The 21,046-nt window shown below is 58.7% G+C and carries 20 protein-coding genes; 12 read left to right on the top strand and 8 right to left on the bottom strand.

All coding sequences use genetic code 11. From position 1 onward, the window contains the following. Positions 1-67: 67 nt before the first annotated feature. From eat to eutC, 3 genes are all read left to right on the top strand, one after another. Positions 68-1,438 (top strand): ethanolamine permease, encoded by a 1,371-nt coding sequence (gene eat, locus FNL37_RS09415; RefSeq protein WP_013441787.1) that lies wholly within the window; start codon positions 68-70, stop codon positions 1,436-1,438. A gap of 135 nt (positions 1,439-1,573) precedes the next feature. Next, positions 1,574-2,971, top strand: a complete 1,398-nt coding sequence (locus FNL37_RS09410) for an ethanolamine ammonia-lyase subunit EutB (RefSeq protein WP_159355950.1) — start codon at positions 1,574-1,576, stop codon at positions 2,969-2,971. Positions 2,972-2,977: 6 nt separating this feature from the next. Continuing rightward, positions 2,978-3,793, top strand: coding sequence for an ethanolamine ammonia-lyase subunit EutC (gene eutC / locus FNL37_RS09405; protein ID WP_159355949.1), 816 nt, complete (start codon positions 2,978-2,980; stop codon positions 3,791-3,793). Here eutC and FNL37_RS09400 read toward each other — a convergent pair whose 3' ends face one another. Continuing rightward, the gene (locus FNL37_RS09400; protein ID WP_015829740.1) at positions 3,794-4,714 is read right to left on the bottom strand and encodes a J domain-containing protein; all 921 of its coding nucleotides are present in this window, start codon (positions 4,712-4,714) and stop codon (positions 3,794-3,796) included. Between the two features lie 327 nt (positions 4,715-5,041). Here FNL37_RS09400 and aroG point away from each other — a divergent pair, with 327 nt between their 5' ends. Continuing rightward, positions 5,042-6,124: a 3-deoxy-7-phosphoheptulonate synthase AroG gene (gene aroG, locus FNL37_RS09395; protein ID WP_159355948.1), complete on the top strand. Its 1,083-nt coding sequence runs from the start codon at positions 5,042-5,044 to the stop codon at positions 6,122-6,124. Between the two features lie 118 nt (positions 6,125-6,242). Here the strand turns inward: aroG and FNL37_RS09390 are convergent, their stop codons facing one another. Continuing rightward, positions 6,243-7,220 carry a helix-turn-helix domain-containing protein gene (locus FNL37_RS09390; RefSeq protein ID WP_244948252.1) on the bottom strand — a complete coding sequence of 326 codons (978 nt, stop codon included), beginning with the start codon at positions 7,218-7,220 and terminating at the stop codon, positions 6,243-6,245. Between the two features lie 195 nt (positions 7,221-7,415). On the opposite strand from FNL37_RS09390, the gene rlmD reads away from it, so the two are divergent. Further along, positions 7,416-8,789, top strand: coding sequence for a 23S rRNA (uracil(1939)-C(5))-methyltransferase RlmD (rlmD, locus tag FNL37_RS09385; RefSeq protein WP_015829743.1), 1,374 nt, complete (start codon positions 7,416-7,418; stop codon positions 8,787-8,789). 56 nt (positions 8,790-8,845) lie between these two features. On the opposite strand, the gene FNL37_RS09380 is transcribed toward rlmD, so the two are convergent. Then, the gene (locus tag FNL37_RS09380) at positions 8,846-9,370 is read right to left on the bottom strand and encodes a GNAT family N-acetyltransferase (RefSeq protein ID WP_159355945.1); all 525 of its coding nucleotides are present in this window, start codon (positions 9,368-9,370) and stop codon (positions 8,846-8,848) included. Positions 9,371-9,376: 6 nt separating this feature from the next. Beyond that, on the bottom strand, positions 9,377-9,979 hold the full coding sequence (locus FNL37_RS09375) for a cysteine hydrolase family protein (protein ID WP_159355944.1): 603 nt from the start codon (positions 9,977-9,979) through the stop codon (positions 9,377-9,379). Positions 9,980-10,169: 190 nt separating this feature from the next. Between FNL37_RS09375 and FNL37_RS09370 the strand changes: the two genes are divergently transcribed. From FNL37_RS09370 to FNL37_RS09340, 7 genes are all read left to right on the top strand, one after another. Beyond that, complete coding sequence (locus tag FNL37_RS09370) at positions 10,170-11,627, top strand: ABC transporter substrate-binding protein (protein WP_244948251.1); 1,458 nt, start codon at positions 10,170-10,172, stop codon at positions 11,625-11,627. Next, entirely contained in the window at positions 11,617-12,111 is a 495-nt protein-coding gene (locus FNL37_RS09365) for a L,D-transpeptidase (protein ID WP_159355943.1), read from the top strand. Before FNL37_RS09370 ends, FNL37_RS09365 begins: the two co-directional genes overlap by 11 nt. Continuing rightward, positions 12,092-13,012 carry a nickel ABC transporter permease gene (gene nikB, locus FNL37_RS09360; protein WP_159355942.1) on the top strand — a complete coding sequence of 307 codons (921 nt, stop codon included), beginning with the start codon at positions 12,092-12,094 and terminating at the stop codon, positions 13,010-13,012. Before FNL37_RS09365 ends, nikB begins: the two co-directional genes overlap by 20 nt. After that, positions 13,009-13,797 carry an ABC transporter permease gene (locus tag FNL37_RS09355; protein WP_159355941.1) on the top strand — a complete coding sequence of 263 codons (789 nt, stop codon included), beginning with the start codon at positions 13,009-13,011 and terminating at the stop codon, positions 13,795-13,797. The genes nikB and FNL37_RS09355 overlap by 4 nt, the downstream gene beginning before the upstream one ends. Before the next feature lie 51 nt (positions 13,798-13,848). Next, the gene (locus tag FNL37_RS09350; RefSeq protein ID WP_013441800.1) at positions 13,849-14,559 is read left to right on the top strand and encodes a queuosine precursor transporter; all 711 of its coding nucleotides are present in this window, start codon (positions 13,849-13,851) and stop codon (positions 14,557-14,559) included. Between the two features lie 24 nt (positions 14,560-14,583). After that, complete coding sequence (gene nagZ, locus FNL37_RS09345; protein ID WP_159355940.1) at positions 14,584-15,639, top strand: beta-N-acetylhexosaminidase; 1,056 nt, start codon at positions 14,584-14,586, stop codon at positions 15,637-15,639. A 99-nt stretch (positions 15,640-15,738) separates the two neighbouring features. Beyond that, the gene (locus FNL37_RS09340) at positions 15,739-16,431 is read left to right on the top strand and encodes a Bax inhibitor-1/YccA family protein (protein ID WP_013441802.1); all 693 of its coding nucleotides are present in this window, start codon (positions 15,739-15,741) and stop codon (positions 16,429-16,431) included. A 116-nt stretch (positions 16,432-16,547) separates the two neighbouring features. Here FNL37_RS09340 and tadA read toward each other — a convergent pair whose 3' ends face one another. The 4 genes from tadA to FNL37_RS09320 form a co-directional block, all read right to left on the bottom strand. Then, positions 16,548-17,075, bottom strand: a complete 528-nt coding sequence (gene tadA, locus FNL37_RS09335) for a tRNA adenosine(34) deaminase TadA (protein WP_159355939.1) — start codon at positions 17,073-17,075, stop codon at positions 16,548-16,550. A 94-nt stretch (positions 17,076-17,169) separates the two neighbouring features. After that, a complete protein-coding gene (locus FNL37_RS09330; RefSeq protein ID WP_159355938.1) occupies positions 17,170-19,131 on the bottom strand; it encodes a transglutaminase TgpA family protein in 1,962 nt (653 codons plus the stop codon). Continuing rightward, positions 19,128-20,144, bottom strand: coding sequence for a DUF58 domain-containing protein (locus tag FNL37_RS09325; protein WP_244948250.1), 1,017 nt, complete (start codon positions 20,142-20,144; stop codon positions 19,128-19,130). Before FNL37_RS09325 ends, FNL37_RS09330 begins: the two co-directional genes overlap by 4 nt. Beyond that, positions 20,125-21,045, bottom strand: coding sequence for an AAA family ATPase (locus tag FNL37_RS09320; protein WP_159355937.1), 921 nt, complete (start codon positions 21,043-21,045; stop codon positions 20,125-20,127). The genes FNL37_RS09325 and FNL37_RS09320 overlap by 20 nt, the downstream gene beginning before the upstream one ends. Position 21,046 lies beyond the last annotated feature (1 nt).

The raw sequence follows: 21,046 nt of genomic DNA, 5'->3' as shown, positions 1-21,046 counted from the left end.
TGGTCAATACGGCGGCTGAGGCCGCCGTATTGGTTTCTCACGTCCATTTTCGATACGGAGTTCTGTCATGAGCACCTCTTTAAAATCCTCTTTGAACGGCTGGCACCTGTGGGGCCTGGCTGTGGGCCTGGTGATTTCAGGTGAATATTTCGGCTGGAGCTACGGCTGGGCGCAAGCCGGTACGCTGGGCTTTCTGGTCACCGCGATCCTCATCGCGATCATGTATACCACTTTCATTTTCAGCTTTACCGAGCTGACAACTTCCATTCCGCACGCGGGTGGGCCGTTTGCCTATGCGCGGCGTGCCCTGGGTTCCAAGGCGGCCTTTATTGCCGGCTTTGCCACGCTGGTGGAGTTTGTATTTGCACCGCCGGCGATTGCCATGGCTATCGGCGCCTATCTCAATGTGCAGTTCCCGGGCGTTGATCCCAAGATCATGGCGGCCGGGGCTTATGTGATCTTTATTGGTCTCAACATCATCGGCGTGCGCATTGCCGCGACCTTTGAGCTGTTTGTGACCATTCTGGCCATTATTGAATTGCTGGTGTTCATGGGCGTGGTGTCGCCTGGCTTCTCTTTCAGCAATTTTGTGGCGAACGGCTGGTCTGGCGAGAACACCTTCAGCATGGCCGCTATCCCCGGCATTGTGGCGGCGATTCCGTTTGCGATCTGGTTCTTCCTGGCGATTGAAGGCGTGGCCATGGCAGCAGAAGAAGCCAAAGATCCTAAGCGCACCATTCCCAAAGCTTACATTGCCGGTATTCTGACCCTGGTAGCGCTGGCGATAGGCGTGATGGTATTTGCCGGTGGTGCTGGTGACTGGCGTACGCTGTCCAACATCAATGATCCATTGCCACAGGCGATGAAGATGATCGTCGGTGAAAACAGCGGCTGGCTGCATATGCTGGTGTGGATTGGCCTGTTCGGCCTGGTGGCTTCGTTCCACGGCATTATCCTGGGCTACTCGCGCCAGATTTTTGCCCTGGCTCGGGCTGGCTACATGCCCAAGTATTTCGGTGAAGTGCACCCCAGGTTCAAGACCCCGCACCGTGCCATCATTGCCGGTGGTGTTGTGGGCGTGGCCGCGATTTTCAGTGATGACCTGATTCAGTTCGGCGGTATGACACTGACGGCCAACCTGATCACCATGGCGGTGTTTGGCGCGATTGTCATGTACATCATGTCCATGATCAGCCTGTTTGCGCTGCGTAAAAAAGAGCCTAACCTGGAACGTCCGTTCACCGCGATTGCCTATCCATTGTTCCCGGCAATTGCGCTGGGTCTGGCCGTCGTCAGCCTGGTGACCATGATCTACTATAACCAGCTGCTGGCTTTCATCTTTGTTGTGCTGATGGCGCTGGCCTATGTGTACTACAGTGTGACCCAGCATCACCGCGATGCTTCGTCAGACAATGTGGTAGCAGGCACTGCCGTATAGTTTCAGAGAGTTATTTGTGATCGTCATGTAACAATGGCCGCAGGAATGTCAGTGCCGGGGTCTGCCGACTCCGGCACGGCATGCGGGCAGCTTGATTGCTACCTGCGGCCATCTTCAACCCAATGGATGCATGCCATGAAATACAGTCATAGCGTAGGCCAAGTCCACTATACCTTTACCGATTTGAAAGACGTGCTGGCCAAAGCAACGCCAGCCCGCTCCGGCGATTATCTGGCCGGTGTGGCCGCGGAGACCTATGCCGAGCGCATGGCCGCCCGCATGTGCCTGGCCGATATTCCCTTGCGCCAGTTCCTGCAGGAAGCGGTTGTGCCGTATGAAGAAGATGAGGTGACGCGCCTCATCCTGGATACGCACGATGCCACCGCCTTTGCCGAGATCAGTCACCTTACCGTGGGCGGTTTTCGCGACTGGCTGCTGTCTGATATGGCCGATAGCGCCACGCTGAAGCGTGTAGCCCCCGGCATTACCCCGGAAATGGCCGCGGCGGTCAGCAAGCTGATGCGCAATCAGGATTTGATACTGGTGGCGCGCAAATGCCATGTGACCACGGCGTTTCGCAATACCATAGGCTTGCCCGGCCGCCTGTCGGTGCGCTTGCAACCGAATCACCCCACCGACGATGCGCGTGGCATTGCCGCCTCCATGCTGGATGGCCTGCTGTATGGCTCCGGCGATGCGGTGATCGGCATCAACCCGGCGACCGATAGCATCCCGGCGCTGATGGATCTGTATTATCTGGTGGATGAAGTCATCAATCAATATGGCATTCCCACCCAATCCTGCGTGCTGACGCACGTCACCAACCAGATTCAGGTGATGGAAAAGGGCGCGCCGGTCGATCTGGTATTCCAGTCGATTGCTGGTACCGAAAAAGCCAACCAAAGCTTTGGCATCAATCTGGGCATTTTGCAGGAAGCCTACGATGCGGCACTGGCGCTCAAGCGCGGCACGGTCGGCAATAACGTCATGTATTTTGAAACCGGGCAGGGTTCGGCCTTGTCTGCCAACGCCAATTTTGGCGTGGACCAGCAAACGGTAGAGGCGCGTGCCTATGCCGTGGCACGCCGCTTCTCGCCCTTGCTCAGCAATACCGTGGTGGGCTTTATCGGGCCCGAATACCTCTACGATGGCAAGCAGATTATCCGCGCCGGGTTGGAAGATCATTTCTGCGGCAAGCTGCTGGGACTGCCGCTGGGCTGCGATGTCTGCTACACCAATCACGCCGAGGCCGACCAGGACGACATGGATACCCTGATGACGCTGCTGGGCGCGGCGGGCATTACCTTTATCATGGGCATCCCGGGTGCGGACGACATCATGCTGAATTACCAGACTACCTCTTTCCACGATGCGCTCTATCTGCGCAAGGTGCTGGGCCTGAAGCCCGCGCCGGAGTTTGAGCAGTGGCTGATGAAAATGAACATCATGGATTCGCAGGGCCTGGTGCAGCCGGTGCGCACTGGCCATCACATGTTGCAAAACATGCCCAAGAATCTGTTGAGTGCGGCGTAACCCCTCATGAAAGAAAACGATCAACCCCTTAAACCGGAAGCCTTGGCCGATGACCCTTGGCAGCAGCTGAAAGGCTTTACCCGCGCGCGTATTGCGCTTGGCCGCGTCGGCAGCAGCCTGCCCACGCGTGAAGTGCTGGATTTTGGCATGTCGCATGCCATGGCGCGCGATGCCGTGCATCTGGCACTGGATATGGATCAGCTGGCGGCAGGCATTTCAGAACTTGGCTACGACACCATGCAGGTCAACAGCTGCGCGCCGGATCGCGCCACCTATCTGCTGCGGCCCGACCTCGGGCGCCGCCTCAGCGAGGCCGATAGCGAAAAACTGCTCGCCATGCGTAGCGCCAGTCCGATAGACCTGCTTATCGTGGTCGGTGACGGCTTGTCGTCGCTGGCGGTGGAGCGGCATGTGCAGGGCTTGCTGGCGGAGATCAAGGCGATTTTTCCGCCAGACTGGAGCACAGGCCCGGTGGTACTGGTGCGCCAGGCGCGTGTCGCCATTGCCGATACCATAGGCGAGTTGCTGAATGCCCGCATGGTCGCCATGCTGATTGGCGAACGGCCGGGCCTGAGTTCGCCTGACAGCCTGGGTGTTTACCTGACCTATGACCCCCGCACCGGGCGTAACGATGCTGATCGCAACTGCATTTCGAATGTGCGGCCAGAAGGCCTGATGTATGCGGCGGCGGCCCGCAAACTGCTGTGGCTGGCGCGCGAATCCATGCGGCTCAAGCTATCGGGTGTGGCGCTGAAGGATGAGAGTGATGCGGTGGAAATCGAGGTACAGGCTGCACCGCGTTTGCCGGGGGAATCTGCCTGACTAGAACTCTTCGTCGGTCAGGTTGTAGGTCTGCATATTGCCGTTTTCCACTTTGTACAGCGTCATGGTGATCTTGCTGAACTGTATGCCATCGGTGGTGCTTGATTCTTCCAGTTTGAAAGCTTCTGATCTTGCCAGGGCGCCATTGTGCAGGTTGCGGTAGCGGATATCGTAATTGCCGGGGTTGACCTTGGTCAGGGTAAATTTGCCGCGGGCGGGAATGAAAAACTGCCGTACCGGAAATGCCTGGTCATCGCCCAGGTAGACCAGTTTGACGAAGACATCGCCATCGTTCTGACGATTATCCACGGTCACGGTCGATAGACCCTTCATGCGCAACTTGGGATAGCCATCCACATAGCCCGCGTTGTGGGGCCATGGCGCACCATTGGGCGCGAATGGCTCGCGCTTGCTGGCGGCCAGCGTGGGCTCGGGCTCCATGGGCGGATTCGCCACATACTGCTTGGGCATGGTGACCGCCGGGGCCTGCTTGTCGCTGCTGAACGTCCAGATGAAGACGGCGCTGCTGATGTAAAGCAGGCCATAGCGCAAAAGATGCTTCACGGCCCAATGCTGGCGCAGACGGCTTGCAAAAACGGTCGACGATTTCGGGGCGGGTGTTTCTGTTCGGGGCTCAGTCCGGGTGGCACGCGGCTGCTCGGGAGGCGGTGGCGGTGCCCGCCGTACTACCACTTCCTGCTCGGCAATCCAGAGATCATGCGATTTGCGTTTTTCCTGATCAGACAACACTTCATAAGAGGTGTTGATCAGCGCCATGATGCGCGAGGCCTCAGCGTTATCCGGATTGCGGTCCGGATGGTACTTCTGCGACAGGGTTCTGTAGGCCGCACGAATCACTTCGGGTGGCGCGTTGCGCGCGACCTTGAGGTTGTCGTAATGCGTATGCAGTTTCTTACGCATTGTCCCGATGTTGAATGATGTGGCCGCTCAATGCGTGCGGCGCCTTGGTGGAGCTAATCATGGTCTATGCCGATTTATCGTTTTGAAGGCTTATTCCCAAGCCGTGTTGCATGATAATCAAAGCGTCATGCGGGTGCAATAATCCTTTATGACTAATGACTTATCATGTCCCCTCCGCTGATTGCCGACGGGAGAGGGCTTAAATGCTGATTTGCGGCGTAAATCGTCACGGTGTAAATAATCAATCTACTTTTTTTTGCACAGCTCTTATAATAGCCGTTTTACTTCAAGCACATCGTTTGCGCCTTGCGCTGCATTGCAGAATTCATGAGTCCTAGTCAAAAATTTGCCACCGATGATGTCCGTATCAAGGAAATCAAGGAGTTGCGCCCACCGTCAGACCTGCTGGATGAATTGCAGGCCACGAGTGCGACGACAGACAATATCCTCGAAACCCGCGCTGCCATTCACCGTATCCTGCACAGCTCCGATGACCGCCTGCTGGTGATCATCGGGCCATGTTCCATCCACGATTACGATGCGGGCGTCGAATACGCCAAGCGCCTGCTGCAAGAGCGCAAGCGTCTGGCAGCCGATCTGCTGATCGTCATGCGCGTGTATTTCGAGAAGCCACGCACCACCGTGGGCTGGAAAGGCTTGATCAACGACCCGTATCTCGATGGCAGTTTCCGCATCAACGAAGGCCTGCAACTTGCCCGTCGCTTCCTCTTGGAAGTGAATGAGCTGGGCATGCCTGCCGGTACCGAATTCCTCGACACCATTACGCCGCAATACACCGCCGACCTGGTGAGCTGGGGCGCTATTGGTGCGCGTACCACCGAGTCGCAGGTGCATCGCGAGCTGGCCTCCGGGCTATCATGCCCGGTGGGCTTCAAGAATGGCACGGATGGCAATATCCGCATTGCGGTCGATGCCATCAAGGCGGCCGCCAGCCCGCATCACTTCCTGTCCGTTACCAAGGAAGGGCATTCTGCGATTGTCTCGACCAGCGGCAATGAAGATTGCCATGTGATACTGCGTGGCGGCAAGGAGCCTAATTACCAGGCACCCTACGTCGAAGCAGCCGCGCATGAGCTGGCGACGGCAGGCTTGGCCGCCAAGGTGATGATCGATTGCTCGCATGCCAATAGCCTCAAGCAATACCGGCGTCAGCTGGATGTGGCGCTGGATGTCTCCGGCCAGCTGGCGGGTGGCGATGATCGTATCATCGGCGTGATGGTGGAATCGCACCTCAACGAAGGCCGTCAGGAACACAGCCCGGGCTGCACGCTGGAATACGGCAAATCAATCACCGACGCCTGTCTGGGGTGGGATGACACGGTGTCCCTGCTTGATACGCTGGCCGCCGGTGTGCGTGCCCGCCGCAAATTTCAGGATGAAACCGAGTAAGGCATAAGTTCAACGTTTGGTGAATGCCTGCACGGGCGGATGCCGACGATCTAAAAAGGCTTGATGATGGACACCCGCGGGTGCCCATCATCAAGCCTTTAGTTTTTTGGCGGAGATACTAGTTGAGGGGGTGCAGGCGACGAAAGGTCGTCGATGGCAGCTCGCCAAACATCTTTTTGTATTCCTGCGAAAAGTGCCCGAAGTGCCAGAAGCCCCAGTGGGTCGCGGCTTCGGTCACCGAGTTGGCGGTTTTCAGCATGCGGCGCACGCCATTCAGACGTTCGGCGCGCAGGAAGGCAATCGGGCTGATATCCAGCGCCTGCTCGAAATGGTATTGCAGACTGCGGCGGCTGGTGCCCAGCTTCTGGCACAAATCCGCGACGGTGAGGGCCTGAGTATCCGGCTGGCTCACCAGTTCGCGTACTTCGGTAATCATTTTCCAGGATTTTGCCCCAGGGACATGAATCGCCTCCGCGGCAGGCAGCAGGCAATCGGCAATGACTTCAAGGCCGGCCATGCGCACGCTTTCAAGGAAGGCGGTGCTATCGGCGAGCTCTGGCGTGGTCGCCAAGCGTTCAAACGTGCCAGAAAGATACGTGCAGAGTTTGATCCAGGCGCTTTCGCTCACAGGCAGCAGGCGTGCCTGTTTGATGACATTCATCAGCTGCGCCTGCTCATCGGGGCAGAGCGCCGCCAGCAGGACTTCGCGCTTGATGGTCAGAACGCCCACCAGGGTCTCCTGGGCGGAAATATATTCAAAGCCCTCGTTGCCGGAATACAAATGCACAGCCGCAGGCTGGCAGGTGCTGCCACAGAACATGCCGTGTGGTCTTTGCAATGGAACGCCGATGGCGATGACATCCTCGCCGAGGTGGCCGCTCTGGTAGAGCACCTGGTTGGTGTATTCGAGAAACAGATGCATGTCACGCAGGTAAAGCTCCGACACATAGCCTTCGAACGCGCCAGCGGAGAGTTGCAGGTAATCCTGGTTCCAGCCCTTCAGCAAGCTGGCCTGATGTTCAAAATCCCCGGTCTGCTGATGCTGTATCAGGCTGGATGTCATGGTGCTCAGTGCGGTATGAGATGCAGTTTGCATACGGCCTCTGTTCTGAATAAATGTGATCAGGAACACTTCAGCAAAAAACATGCCCATGGGGACAATGGCCTTAATGCATTGGTTTGCATGGAATTTGTCCGCTGGCACAGGAGATTCTGCACCTGCCGGGTGCATGTTCACCAAATAAAGGTGCATGCATCGATGTATGACGTGTGCAAGGCAGTCTGCGGTAAAATGCGGGCCATGGAAAATTCTACTATTGCATTTATTGAGTCGCTGGATCAGGAAGGGCGCGGTGTCGCCCATGTGGACGGCAAAACCATTTTCATTGACGGTGCGCTGCCGAGCGAGCAGGTGACCTACAAATCGCATCGCCGCAAATCCAGCTACGAGGTGGCGGATGTGGTGGAGGTCTTGCAGCCATCCAACCTCAGAACCACGCCCAAATGCCCGCATTTTGGCTATTGCGGTGGCTGTGCCCTGCAACATCTGGACTTCTCCGGGCAAGTGGCGGCCAAGCAGCGGCTGCTGGAAGGCAATCTCTGGCATATCGGCAAGGTGAAGGCCGAAACCATGCTGCCACCTATCTACGGCCCGGCATGGGGCTATCGTCACAAGGCCCGGCTGCGCGTGCGCCATGTGCCGAAAAAAGGCGGTGTGCTGGTTGGCTTCAATGAAAAAGCCAGTAGCTTTGTGGCGCATATGGATAGCTGCGAAGTCTTGCCTCCGCACGTGTCGGCATTGATCGTGCCCTTGCAGCACATGATCGCGCAACTGAGCGTGCGCGAGCGCCTGCCGCAGATTGAAGTGGCGGTGGGCGAGCAGGCCACCGTGCTGGTGTTGCGCATACTCGAGGCATTGCGGCCCGAAGATGGTCCCATTCTCAAGGCGTTTGCCGATACGCATGGGGTGCAGATATGGACCCAGACCAAGGGGCCGGATACCGTTATGCCGTTTTATCCATTGAACGGTCCGGCGCTGACTTATTCGCTGCCGGAATTCCAGCTGACCTATCCGTTCAAGCCGACTGAATTCACCCAGGTAAACCCGCATATCAATCGCGTCATGTTGCGCCGTGCCATGCAATTGCTCGGCGCCCAGCCGCAAGATCGTATTGCCGATTTCTTCTGTGGCCTGGGCAACTTTACTTTGCCTATCGCACGCAGCGGCGCGACCGTGCTGGGCATGGAAGGCTCAGCCGCGCTGGTGGCGCGTGCGGTGGAAAGCGCCAGTCTGAATGGCTTGGCCGATCAGGTGGAATATCGCGAGGCCGATCTGTTCAAAATGACGCCGGAAGCGCTGCAATCGCTGGGCTACTTCGACAAATGGCTGATTGATCCACCGCGCGATGGCGCACTGGAACTGATCAAGTCGCTGGCGGATGTCGGCCGCGGCGAGGATGGCGCCATGCCAGTCGCCCCCAAGGTGGCCGGGCCTGAGCGCATCGTGTATGTCTCGTGCAATCCGGCGACGCTGGCGCGCGATGCGGGTGTGCTGGTCAACCTCAAGGGCTATCGTCTGCTGGCTGCAGGCGTGATCAATATGTTTCCCCATACCTCGCATGTGGAATCGATCGCACTGTTTGAAAAAATCCAGACTCCCGTCTGACGTCGGATACCTGCGTCTGGCCATGCTTTTCAGGCCTGACCAAGCGCCTGATTAAGCTAAAAGCGCTTGGTCAGCGTTTCCAGCATCAGCCCCGGTACTTTTTGCAGGCCGTAGCGCGGATCATCGGGGAAGGGTTGCAGCTTGCCGGTGCGCTGGTAGCCCAGACGCTCGTAATAGGCAATCAGGCTGGTGCGCAGGGTGATCACCGTCATGAAGATCTCGTTGGCTTGCCAGCCTTGGCGCGCGGTTTGCTCGGCGTGCGTGAGCAGGGCGCGGCCAGTGCCGCGCTGCTGCAAGCCCGGCTCCACGGCCAGCATGCCCACATAGGCTGACTGGCTTGCCGTCTGGTTAAGATGGATGGAGGCGATGATCTGCCCGGCCTGCTCGGCCAAGAGAATATACGAGGCTGGTGCCGCGATCAGCTCGGACAATTCCCCGGCATCCGTACGTTGCCCGCCCAGTATGTCAGCCTCGGTGGTCCAGCCACGGCGGCTTGATTCACCGCGATAAGCGCTGTTGACCAGTACCGCCAGGGCGGGAATATCGGCGGTGTCGGCCACCCTGAAATGCAACGTACTCAAATGGCATCAACCCTGTAATGTGGCGAGGAAGCCCTTGTGATCCATGGGAACGGAAAACATGGGGAAGTTTTTGGCAATCGCCATTTCCTGTTCTTCCGGGCTCAAGGTGGCGGTGCAATCGCCCAGGGTAATCACCTGGTAGCCCAGTTCGTAAGCGGTACGCATGGTGGACTCCACACAGCAATTGGTGAGGAAGCCTGCCAGTGCCACGTGTTGTATGCCGCGGCTGCGCAGGACAAAGTCCAGATTGGTGCTGGCAAACCCGCACAGGCCGCGCTTGCCTTCCACGATGATGTCGCCTTCAGCAGGTGTCAGCACATCCACAATCTCGGCGCCCCAGGTGCCTTTGCGAAAAGACTGGCTATCCACTACGCCCTTGAGAATGCCGTAGGGCGCGCTGGGCAGCTCACGGTAGTCCGGCGTAAAACTGATGGGCACATGGACGATGGTAACGCCCTTTGCACGCGCCTGATTCACGGTATCCACGGTATTCGCCAGCATGTTGTTCTGTGCCATGACACCGCTTACCGCGCCATGCAGGCTGCCGCCTTCGGACGTAAAGTCATTCTGAAATTCAATCATTACCAATGCCGTTTGCTTGGGATTCATTTCATCTCCTGAAGATTGGGAAAAGGACAGCGCCATGGCGGCCCGACATGCCATCAGACTGCAGCGCGGCAGGATATGTTGCCTGCATCAACGCGCTAGTCTGCTACAGGCGTATAAAAAAGCAATACTCCCTAAATGTAATAGAATGCCAGGCAGCGGGAATCGACAATGACGGGAAAGGGAATGACGCTTGCATAGGTATTTAAGCGCTTGGTGGCTGGGCTTGGCGCTGGTGCTCAGCAGTTGCACGCCGTCTGCCCCCGATACCGCCTTGCACATGGGGCTGGCGCAGGCGCCGGTGAATCTGGACCCCCGCATGGCGACGGATGCAGCCTCTGCCCGCGTCAATCGCCTGCTTTACCAAGCCCTGGTGCGCTTTGATGCCCATGCCCTCCCGCAACCGGCGCTGGCCCACTGGCAACAACTGGCCTCTGATCACTACCGCTTTCATTTGCTGAAACCTGTGCCGCGATTTCATGATGGCAGTGCCATGACCGCCCATGATGTCGTCGCGACCTATCAGTCCATGCTCAAGCCTGGCGCCAGCCCGCTGGCCGCCGAGTTTTCCCATATCCGCAAGGTATGGGCCGTGGATGATGATACGGTGGATTTCACGCTGGATGCGGCAGACCCGGAATTTCCAGCGCGGCTCATCATCGGCATTTTGCCTGCGCACCTCATTGCCGCCGGGCATGATTTCAGCCGCCAGCCTGTGGGCAGCGGACCTCTTGCCTTTGTGAGTTGGCGCGGTCCACTCGTATTGCAACGTTGGTCTGACGGGCAGCGCTATGTGCTGGAAGAGGTGAAAGACCCGACCGTGCGCGTGCTGAAGCTGGTGCGCGGTGAAATTGACCTGCTGGCGGGCGATCTGCCGCCCGAGCTGCTGGTGTATCTGCAAACTCAGCCAGCGCTCAAGGTGGAACATACGCAGGGCGCCAATTTTTCGTATATCGGCTTTAATCTGCAAGACCCGCTGCTTGCCAACCCCAAGGTACGTCAGGCCATTGCCCATGCTATTGATCGGCCTGTCATCGTGCGTCTGGCCCTGGTGCCGGATAGCCGTCTGGCAGGTGCCATCTTGCCGCCCGAGCACTGGGCTGGCAATGCCAGCCTGACGCCGTATGCGCATGATCCGCAATTGGCGCGTCAGCTGTTGCAGGAAGCCGGGGTGCACCTGCCGCTGACGCTGGTTTACAAGACCTCCACCGATGCCCAACGCGTGCGGCTAGCCACCATACTGCAGGCGCAAATGCGCGAGGCGGGTATCGATTTGCAGATACGCAGCCTGGACTGGGGCACATTTTTTGATGATATCCGCCAGGGTCATTTTCAGATGTACAGCCTCAACTGGGTGGGTATCCGCACGCCGGATATTTACCGGCTGGCGTTTCATTCGGCCAGCGTGCCGCCGCTCGGCGCCAACCGTGGGCGGTTGCATGATGCCGGGCTGGATGCCCTGATAGTCCAGCGCAACTGGCCCGCGGCCACTCAGCGCATTCATGCACTGCTGCCGTATGTGCCGCTATGGTACGAAGGGCAGTTTGTCGCCATGCGGCGTGGCCTGTACCATTACACGCTGGCAGCCGACGGTAATTGGGATGGCCTCATCACGCTAACGCGGAACAGTAAAAACGACCATGCAGATTAATATTTCCTTTAAAAAGCAACAGCTTGATGTGCTGGGTGACGATGGTGCACTGCTGGCGAGCTATGCCGTTTCTACCGCGCTGAATGGCCCAGGCGAGCAGAAAGATAGCGGATGCACGCCGCGTGGCGCGCATATCGTACGGGCCAAGATAGGCGCGGACGCAGCGCCTTATACCGTGTTTCGTGGCCGTCGCCCCACAGGGGAAATCTGGACGCCTGAACTGGCCGCCCACTATCCGGGACGCGACTGGATATTGACCCGCATACTCTGGCTTTCCGGCTGCGAGCCTGGCTTCAACCGGCTGGGGCAGGTCGATAGCATGCAGCGCTACATCTACATTCATGGCACGCCCGATACCGAACTCATGGGGGTGGCGGCTTCGCATGGTTGCGTGCGCATGCGCAATACGGATGTCATCGCACTGTTTGATCTGGTACCGGTGGGAACACCCGTATGGCTTGAGGATGATACGGCGCGTGATTAAGCGATTGTGGGGCGTGCTGCCGGTCGTGTTTGGCGTGCTGCTGCTGACTTTTTTGCTGTTGCATCTGGTGCCGGGCGATCCGGTGGATGTCATGCTGGGCGAGTCTGCCGCCGTGGCAGACCGTGCCCAGCTGCGGGCTGAACTGGGGCTGGATCAGTCCTTGCCAGTGCAGTTCGTGCAATACCTCAAACATCTTGCCCATGGCGATTTCGGGCGCTCCATTCATAGCGGGCAGGCCGTGAGCAGCCTGCTGGCGGAGCGCCTGCCCGCGACGCTCAGGCTTGCCATTCTTGCCTTGCTGATCGCCCTGCTGGTGGGGCTGCCGCTCGGCATCATCGCCGCGCTCCGCGCCCGGCAATGGCCTGATACCGTGGCAACCTTGTTCAGCCTGTCATTATCGGCCATGCCGCATTTCTGGCTGGGGCCTTTGCTCATGCTGCTGTTTGGCCTGTGGCTGGGCTGGCTGCCTATCAGTGGCATGACGCCCGCTTCTGCCATCATTCTGCCTGCCCTGACACTGGGCTTTGGCTTGAGTGCCATCCTGACCCGCATGACACGCGCCAGCCTGCTGGAAGTGCTGAGCGAAGATTTCGTCCGCACGGCACGGGCCAAAGGCCTGAGCGAGTCGCATGTCATCCTGCGCCATGCGTTGCGTGCTGCCCTGCTGCCGGTAGTGACGGTGGTTGGCCTGCAAATGGGCAGCCTGCTGGCAGGCACAGTGATTACAGAAACCGTGTTTGGCTGGGATGGTCTGGGCCGTCTGCTGGTGGAGTCCATCGAAAAACGCGATTACCCGGTGACCCAGGCCTGTGTACTGGTGATTGCGCTGACCTATGTGCTGGTGAACCTCTGCACCGATATTGCCTATCAGCGGCTGGATCCGCGCGTGCGCCTGACATGAAGCAACTGCCTGCACTGGTGATACTGTTCTGGCTGGCCGCCGTGGTGCTGGCAGCGATGTTGGATCTGCAGCCCGACCATATTCGCCTCGAACATATCCTGGCCGCCGCCGATCAGCATGCCTGGCTGGGCTACGATGATCTTGGCCGCAACATACTGGCGCGTTTGCTCAGTGGGGCAGGGGTGTCGCTGCTGGTGGTAGGGGCCGTTACGCTGATTACCTTGTCGATAGGCACCGTGCTCGGCTTGCTGGCCGGATTTTATGGCGGCTGGCTGGATCGCCTGCTGATGCGCATCACCGATATCTTTCTCGCATTCCCCGGCATGCTGCTGGCGATTGCCTTTGCCGCCGTGCTCGGCCCCGGCCTGAACAATTTGTTGCTGGCCTTGTGCATGACCTCGTGGGTGGGCTATGCGCGCCTGACCCGGGCGCAGGCGCTCTCGCTGCGCCAACGCCAGCACGTGCAGGCCTCGGAAGCGCTTGGCGCCAGCCCCTGGCGATTGATGCGGCACCACATGCTGCCTTTGCTGGCGGCACCGCTGGTGGTGGAGGCCACCTACAGCATGGCGGGCCTGGTAATTGCGGAGGCGAGCCTGTCCTTCCTCGGGCTGGGTGTGCAGGCACCGCAGGCCTCCTGGGGCAGCATGTTGCGCGATGGCGTACGCTATCTGCTGGTGGCGCCGCATTACGTGCTGGCTACTGGCATCAGCCTGATGTCGCTGGTGCTGGCGATCAATCTGCTCGGCGATCGCCTGCGTGACCATTGGGATGTGAAGCGGGCATAAGCGGAAAAAGCTGCTACTATTCCGGCATCGCTTTCCAAAACTTACTTCCCCGTGCAGACAACGCGTAGCTACCGCTATTACGACCTCATGATGGCTGCTTTTGTCACCGTGCTGGTCTGCTCCAATCTGATTGGCCCGGCCAAGATTTCGCAGATCGAGGTACCGGTGCTGGGTACGCTGACCTTCGGCGCGGGCCTGCTGTTTTTCCCTATTTCCTTCATTTTTGGCGATATCCTGACCGAGGTTTACGGCTATTCCCGTTCACGCAAAGTCATCTGGGCCGGATTTGCTGGCCTCGCCTTTGCCTCGTTCATGGCGTGGATGATCGTCGCCTTGCCGGCCGCGCCGTTCTGGCATAACCAGGAAGCCTATGAAGTGGCCTTCGGCTCGGCCTGGCGCGTATCGCTGGCTTCGCTGGTAGCCTTTGCTGCAGGCGAGTTTGTGAATTCCTACATCATGGCGAAAATGAAAGTCATGACCGCCGGACGCTGGCTGTGGATGCGCACCATAGGTTCTACCATTTTTGGTGAAGGCGTGGACTCGGCGCTGTTTTATCCCCTGGCGTTTTACGGTAGCGGGGTGATCCCCGATGACAAGCTGCCGCTGGTGATGCTGGCGCAATTTGTAGCCAAGGTCGGCGTGGAGGTGGTATTTACCCCGGTGACATACAAAGTGGTGGCCTGGCTCAAGCGTGCCGAAAACGAGGATTACTACGACCGCCATACCGATTTCAATCCGTTTGCCCTGAAAACCGACACTTAACATCAAGCTCTTGAAAACCAAACCATGACATTAGGCCCGATTATGCTGGATGTGGTTGGCACCGAACTGGACGCCGCCGACATCCGCCGTTTGCAACACCCGCTGGTGGGCGGGGTGATTCTGTTCGCCCGCAACTACCAGTCGCCCGCACAACTGAAAGCCCTCACCGCCAGCATTCATGCCGTGCGCCAGCCACCCTTGCTGATAGGGGTGGATCATGAGGGTGGCCGCGTGCAACGTTTCCGCGAAGGCTTTACCCGCATTCCGCCCATGCGCGAATTCGGCAAGATCTGGGATAAACAACCGAAAAAAGCCAAACAGCTGGCCGAAGAAGCAGGCTGGCTGATGGCCGTGGAGCTGCGTGCCCATGGCATTGATTTCAGCTTTACGCCAGTGCTGGATATGGATTACGGCGTCAGCCAGGTAATCGGCGATCGCGCCTTTCACATGCAGCCACAAGCCATTGCCGAGCTCGCGTATGCGCTGATGCAAGGCCTCAAACGTGGTGGCATGGCGGCAGTTGGCAAGCATTTCCCCGGCCATGGCTACATTGCTGCGGATTCCCATGTAGCGATTCCGGTGGATGAACGCAGCTTTGACGAGATTGCCTCTACCGACATGCAACCTTTTCGCCAGATGATTGATGACGGCCTGCCCGCCATCATGCCTGCGCATGTGATCTACCCCAAGGTGGACGACAAGCCCGCTGGCTTCTCGGAGCGCTGGCTGCAGAAGGTCCTGAGGCAACGTCTGGCGTTCAATGGCGTGATTTTCAGCGATGATCTGTCGATGGAAGGCGCGGTGGTGGCGGGCAATGTTACCCAGCGTGCGCTGGCCGCACTGAATGCCGGGTGTGATATGGCCTTGCTGTGCAACCGTCCCGACCTTGCCGATGAGCTGCTTGAAAATCTTCAGTGGAATATTTCGGCACCCAGTCTGGCACGGCTCGCCCGCATGCATGGCAAACTGCATCCGGCTGACATGACGGCCCTGCGCGAAAGCCACGAGTATATCGAGGCGGTGCATACCATCAGCCAGATCGGCATCCATGAGGATGACATGTTCGCCGAGGCTTCCTGATGGGCCGTGCTAAATGTGATGCCAAGGTTGAAACTTTACCGATGTTTGTTTAGTCTTAACAATTGATTGAAGTACAGATTTTTTTGATGAGGAACGCAAATGATGCAAAGCAATTATGAGATCGCACGTAATTCCGAAGTGCTGGTTGCCGATAGCAACAAGGTACTGCGCAATACTTACGCGCTACTCGGACTCAGCATGATCCCCACCGTGATCGGTGCCTTCATCGGCATGAGCATGAATTTCAGCTGGGCTGCCCAGCACCCCATCATGTTCGCGCTGGCCACACTGGCTGGCATGTTCGGCCTGTTCTATGGCATTCAGGCCAACCGCAACAGCGGCCTGGGTGTGATTCTGCTGCTGGCCCTGACCCTGTTCATGGGCGTGATGCTTGGCCCTATCCTGCAAGTGGCGCTGCAACTGCGTAATGGCGGTCAGCTGATTGGTCTTGCCGCAGGCGGCACCGGCATTATCTTCCTGACACTGGCTGGCATTGCCACCACCACCAAGAAGGATTTCAGCTTCATGGGCAAGTTCCTGATGGTCGGCATCGTGCTGCTCATCATTGCTTCCCTGGCCAATATGTTCTTCCAGATTCCAGCGTTCTCGCTGGCCCTGTCTGGCGTGGCTGTGCTGCTGTTCTCCGGCTTCATTCTGTATGACGTTAGCCGCATTGTGAATGGTGGCGAAACCAACTACGTGATGGCTACACTGGCGATTTACCTGGATATCTACAACCTCTTCGTCAACCTGCTGCAGATTCTGATGGCAGTACTGGGTGACCGTGACTAACGATTTGCCTTGATCGCTGGCAAGCGGATCAAACCGGCCGAAATGGCCGGTTTTTTTATGTCTGTTGCGCGTGAAAGCTGAGGTTTTGTTGGAGCATGTCTGCTGATAAAACCAGGCTATTCAGCAGTATCCGGCTTGCTGGATAGCGCTTTTTTGCTGGCACGGCGGGCGGAGAAAAAGCGGCTCAGCATGCTGCCGCATTCTTCGGCCAGAATGCCGCCTGCCACCTCGGTATGGTGGTTGAGCCTGGGCTCTGCCATCAGGTCAATCACGCTGCCGCAGCTACCGGTCTTGGGGTCGCGGGCGCCGTATACCAGCCGCGCAATGCGGGCGTGTTGTATGGCGCCGCTGCACATGGCGCAGGGTTCCAGCGTGACGTATAGCGTGCAGCCTACCAGTCTATAGTTGCCTATGGCGGCGGCGGCCTCGCGCATGGCCTGGATTTCTGCATGGGCGGTAGGGTCGTGGCGGCCGATGGGGGCATTCATTCCGCGCCCGATAATAGCCCCATCCTGCACCACGAGCGCACCGACAGGGACTTCACCAGCGTCAGCGGCGGCTTGCGCCAGTTGCAGTGCCTGTTGCATGAAGGCCTGGTCGATGGCGAGCTGTTCGTCGGGGGTGGCAGATGTTGGCTGGGTCATGAGTAAATGGGTTTGGTAATGAGTGGCTTATAACTTTTTAAAGCTTATGAATTGTTGAAACTTTAAATTCTTGAAACTTATAGATTCCTGAACCTTATAGATTTCTGATCTCGCGCTTCAGCATCTGCAGCGAGGCGTTAGAGGGGCGGCCATAACGCAATTGCAGATAAAGCGCCGTAATCGCCGCGATCTGCGCAGCCTGCATGGGCAACTGCTGTTGTGCTCGATGGCTGAAATCCTGTGCGCCTTCCTCAGGTGCTTGCTGCAAACCTGCGCGCGCCATCTTTCGCAGAAACCTGGCATACACCTGTTGCAGCGGGTCGCGCCTTGTTTTGTCACGCAGCAGTACCCAGCTGATCAGGCCTAGCACCAGTGCCGTGACCGCGATAAACAATGCCGTGAGTAGCGACAATGGAAAAGACGCGCCAAAAATCCGGGATAGCAACTCGGCCTGTTTTTGCTGATTGTAACCCAGCACCCACTGGTTCCAGCCGTTGTTGATCGCATCCCAGTTGAGGTAGAGCTTGCGCAGCAGCGGGTAATCGCGCCGTGCCAGCAGGGGCAGGCTGGCGCTTTCGCTAATTGCGCTGGCGATGCCTGCTTCAATGCGCGATGGCGATACGGCGGCGGTCGGGTCTACCCGCACCCAGCCGCGATGGGGCAGCCAGACTTCGGTCCAGGCATGGGCGTCGGATTGGCGCACGATCATGTACTGGCCGACCGGATTCAACTCTCCGCCCTGATAACCCGTGACTACGCGTGCCGGTATCCCGGCGGCCCGCATCAGAAAGGCAAAGCTCCCGGCATAGTGCTCACAGAACCCGCGGCGCGAGTTGAACAGAAAGTCATCTATGCTGTTCGTGCCCAATGGTGGCGGGGTCAGCGTGTAATAGAAGTCCTGTTGGCGAAACATGCGCAAAGCAGTATCTACAATCGCCTGGTGGTCTGGCAGTTGTGCGCGCCATTGTTCGGCCATGGCGCGTGCCTTTGGGTTGCCCTGCTGGGGCAGTTGCAGCAGATAGCGTTCGGCCACCGGCGATAGTTGATCCGCCAGGGTGTAGTCCAGATGCGATACGCCTTCATAGCGTATGCGGGTGCGTACCGGTTCACGCGCCAGTATCTGCAGATCCGGGCTCGCCAGGGCGCCTGCGGGCAATTGCGATGGCATGTCCAGCACCAGCATCCATGGCTGGTTGTGCGGTTCCAGCGTCACGCTATACCGCACAGGTTCTCCGCGCACCGATAGCGATTCACGCGGCAGATACCCCGCGCGCCTGTCGGCACGCCACTCGCGGCCATCAAAATAGCCAAACACCGGACCGCGCCAGTAAAGCTGGCTGGCCCTGGGGGGCGCTCCGGTAAAACTGACCCGAAATGCCGTGGCACCGGACAGGCTGAGCTCGCTGATATCGCCGGGGCGCATGCGGTCAGAAAGCCCGGTCATGCTCTTGTAGCTATCTTTGGGCACGCCCCACAACGGCCCCGGCAGGCGCGGGAATAACACAAACAGGACCAGCATCAGCGGTATGGCCTGCCCCAGCAGGGTGAGCGCGAGGCGTAACTGCAGGCCCTGGTCTGAGCCCGACTGCGGTTTTTGCAGGCCGATCAGGGCGGCTGTCAGGCCTGTCACCGGGATCAGCATGCCAGCCGCGACCAGCATGGATTGACCAAACAGGAAGGCGTTGACGGTGAGGAAATAGGCTATGAAGATCACCAGCATGAAATCGCGGCTGCTACGGGACTCCAGCAGCTTCAGCCCCAGCATGAGCGTGAGCAGGGCGACGCTGGCATCGCGCCCGAACAGCCCATCGAAGCTGGCGACGATGCCGGCAATACCGAGCAATGTCAGCGGCAGCAATACCGGCATGCGTGGCAGCGACCAGCCTCGCGACGCAATCAGCCAGCGCCAGCCGAAGATGAGCGCCATCAAGCCATTGATCCACAGAGGCAAGTGCGCAATATGCAAGCCCCATACCGCCAGCAGGGAAAGCAGCAGCCAGATCACATCATGGCGTTGCGGCGTGAAGTTGCGCAGGGCGTGGCGGGTAACGCTCATGCGGGCAACTCCATCAGTGCCAGGGCTTGCAGGCAGCGGTGGTAATGCGCTTCACCGCGATCCGCCGCCAGCGTGAGCTGCGGCAGGCGCAGGCCATAGCGACCTCCAGCCTGATGCGCGTCCACCACCCAGCGTACCAGCTGGCAGATGCGCTCCTCGCCATCGGGCCCTGTGGTTTCATGCCAATCCAGCCAGACGCTGGACACGGGCTCGCCCTGAAAATGCTTGCTGTACATGCCTTGTTCACGCGAAGAGGCTTTCCAGTCGATGCGGCGTGGCGAGTCGCCCGGCCGATAGTGACGCAGTCCGGCAAAATCCTGATCGCCCAGCAAGCTATCCCGACTGCCTTTGCCTGCCTGATCCGTGCTGGAGGCGCTACTACGGCCAGATGCTGCCGGGCGCGGGTAAACCAGCACCCGGCAATCCGTATCAGCATACGACCATGCCTGCAGCAGGCCTAGCGGAAACACAGTGAAAAGGGTCAGGCGACCGGGTTCGCTCCAGCCGCGACGCGCAGTGGGGTAAGCCAGCGTAATCGTGCCAGATTGCCTGGGCGGGATGTCGGTGCTCTGCGGCTGCAGGCAGGCTGCGCAGGAGGCGTAAATGGCATGACGCATGCGACCGGAGGATTCTTTGAGGCGAATTTCCAGTGTGGCTTCTTCCCCAGCAAACACGGGGCTGGCCTGGCAGTGGCTGACTTCCAGCCAGGCGAGATTGCGCCAGGTATGCAGCATGCATACGATGCCCAGCGCAGCCAAAAGAAAGGTCAGTACAAAGCCCAGGCTCAGGCTGTAATTGATGCTGCCCAGCAGCATGGCAATGATGATGGTGCCGTAGAGCACGCCAGCGCGAGTCGGCAGGATGTAGATATGGCGGGTGGTGAGAACGGGGCCGCGGCGGGAATCAGCGCGGGCTGTGCGTAGCCAGCGTGTCCAGTTCAGGGAAGATTTGATAAAGGCAGCAGGGCGGCTCACAGGCGTTGTGCTGGCCGCGCTAGGGGATGGCGACCGCATTCAATAAATGCAGTCCGCTATCCGCATGGGATTCCATGCCAACGGCCCATTGCAGGCGGTGACCCGCGACACCGGGCAGTACCGCCTGGATGTCTTCTGGAATCACAAAGTCACGGTTGTGCATCAGTGCCCAGGCTTGCGCACATTGCCGCAGGGCAAGTCCGGCGCGTGGCGATAACCCGGCACTGTAATCCACCGCTTGTCGGCTGTATTGCAGCAGGGCTTGCAGGTAATCCAGCAGGGCATCTGAAAGGTGCACATGGTCTACTTCAGCCTGCAAGGCCATCAACTCCACCGCGCTGATGCAGGCTTCGACCTCGCTGACATGGGCGCGGCCACCATTGTTCTGCAGCAAGGTGCGCTCGGATTGCGGATCAGGGTAGCCCAGCCGAATGCGCATCAGGAAACGGTCCAGTTGCGACTCTGGCAGGGGAAAGGTACCAATGTGATGGGTGGGATTCTGCGTGGCAATCACGAAAAACGGTGTGGGCAGGGGGCGGGTTTCTCCTTCCAGGGTGACCTGGCCTTCTTCCATGACTTCCAGCAGCGCGCTCTGGGTTTTGGGCGTGGCACGGTTGATCTCGTCGGCCAGCAACACATGCGTAAAGACCGGGCCAGGATGAAACGTAAAAGCGCCAATATTGCGGTCATACACCGAAATGCCCAATACATCGCCCGGCAACAAGTCGCTGGTGAATTGCACGCGGTTGAACTGCAGCCCCAGTACCTGCGCCAGCGTATGCGAAAGCGTGGTCTTGCCCATGCCGGGCAAGTCTTCGATCAGCAGATGCCCCCGCGCCAGAATGCAGGCCAGTGCCAGCTTGATCTGCTGCTCCTTGCCAAGAATGATGCTGGAGGTGGCACGAATGATCTGGGCGGCGACAGGGTGCAGGCTGGACATG

The sequence above is a fragment of the Methylovorus glucosotrophus genome (assembly GCF_009858335.1).
Lineage (GTDB): Bacteria > Pseudomonadota > Gammaproteobacteria > Burkholderiales > Methylophilaceae > Methylovorus > Methylovorus glucosotrophus.
This window is presented reverse-complemented; position numbering and strand designations above follow the sequence as displayed.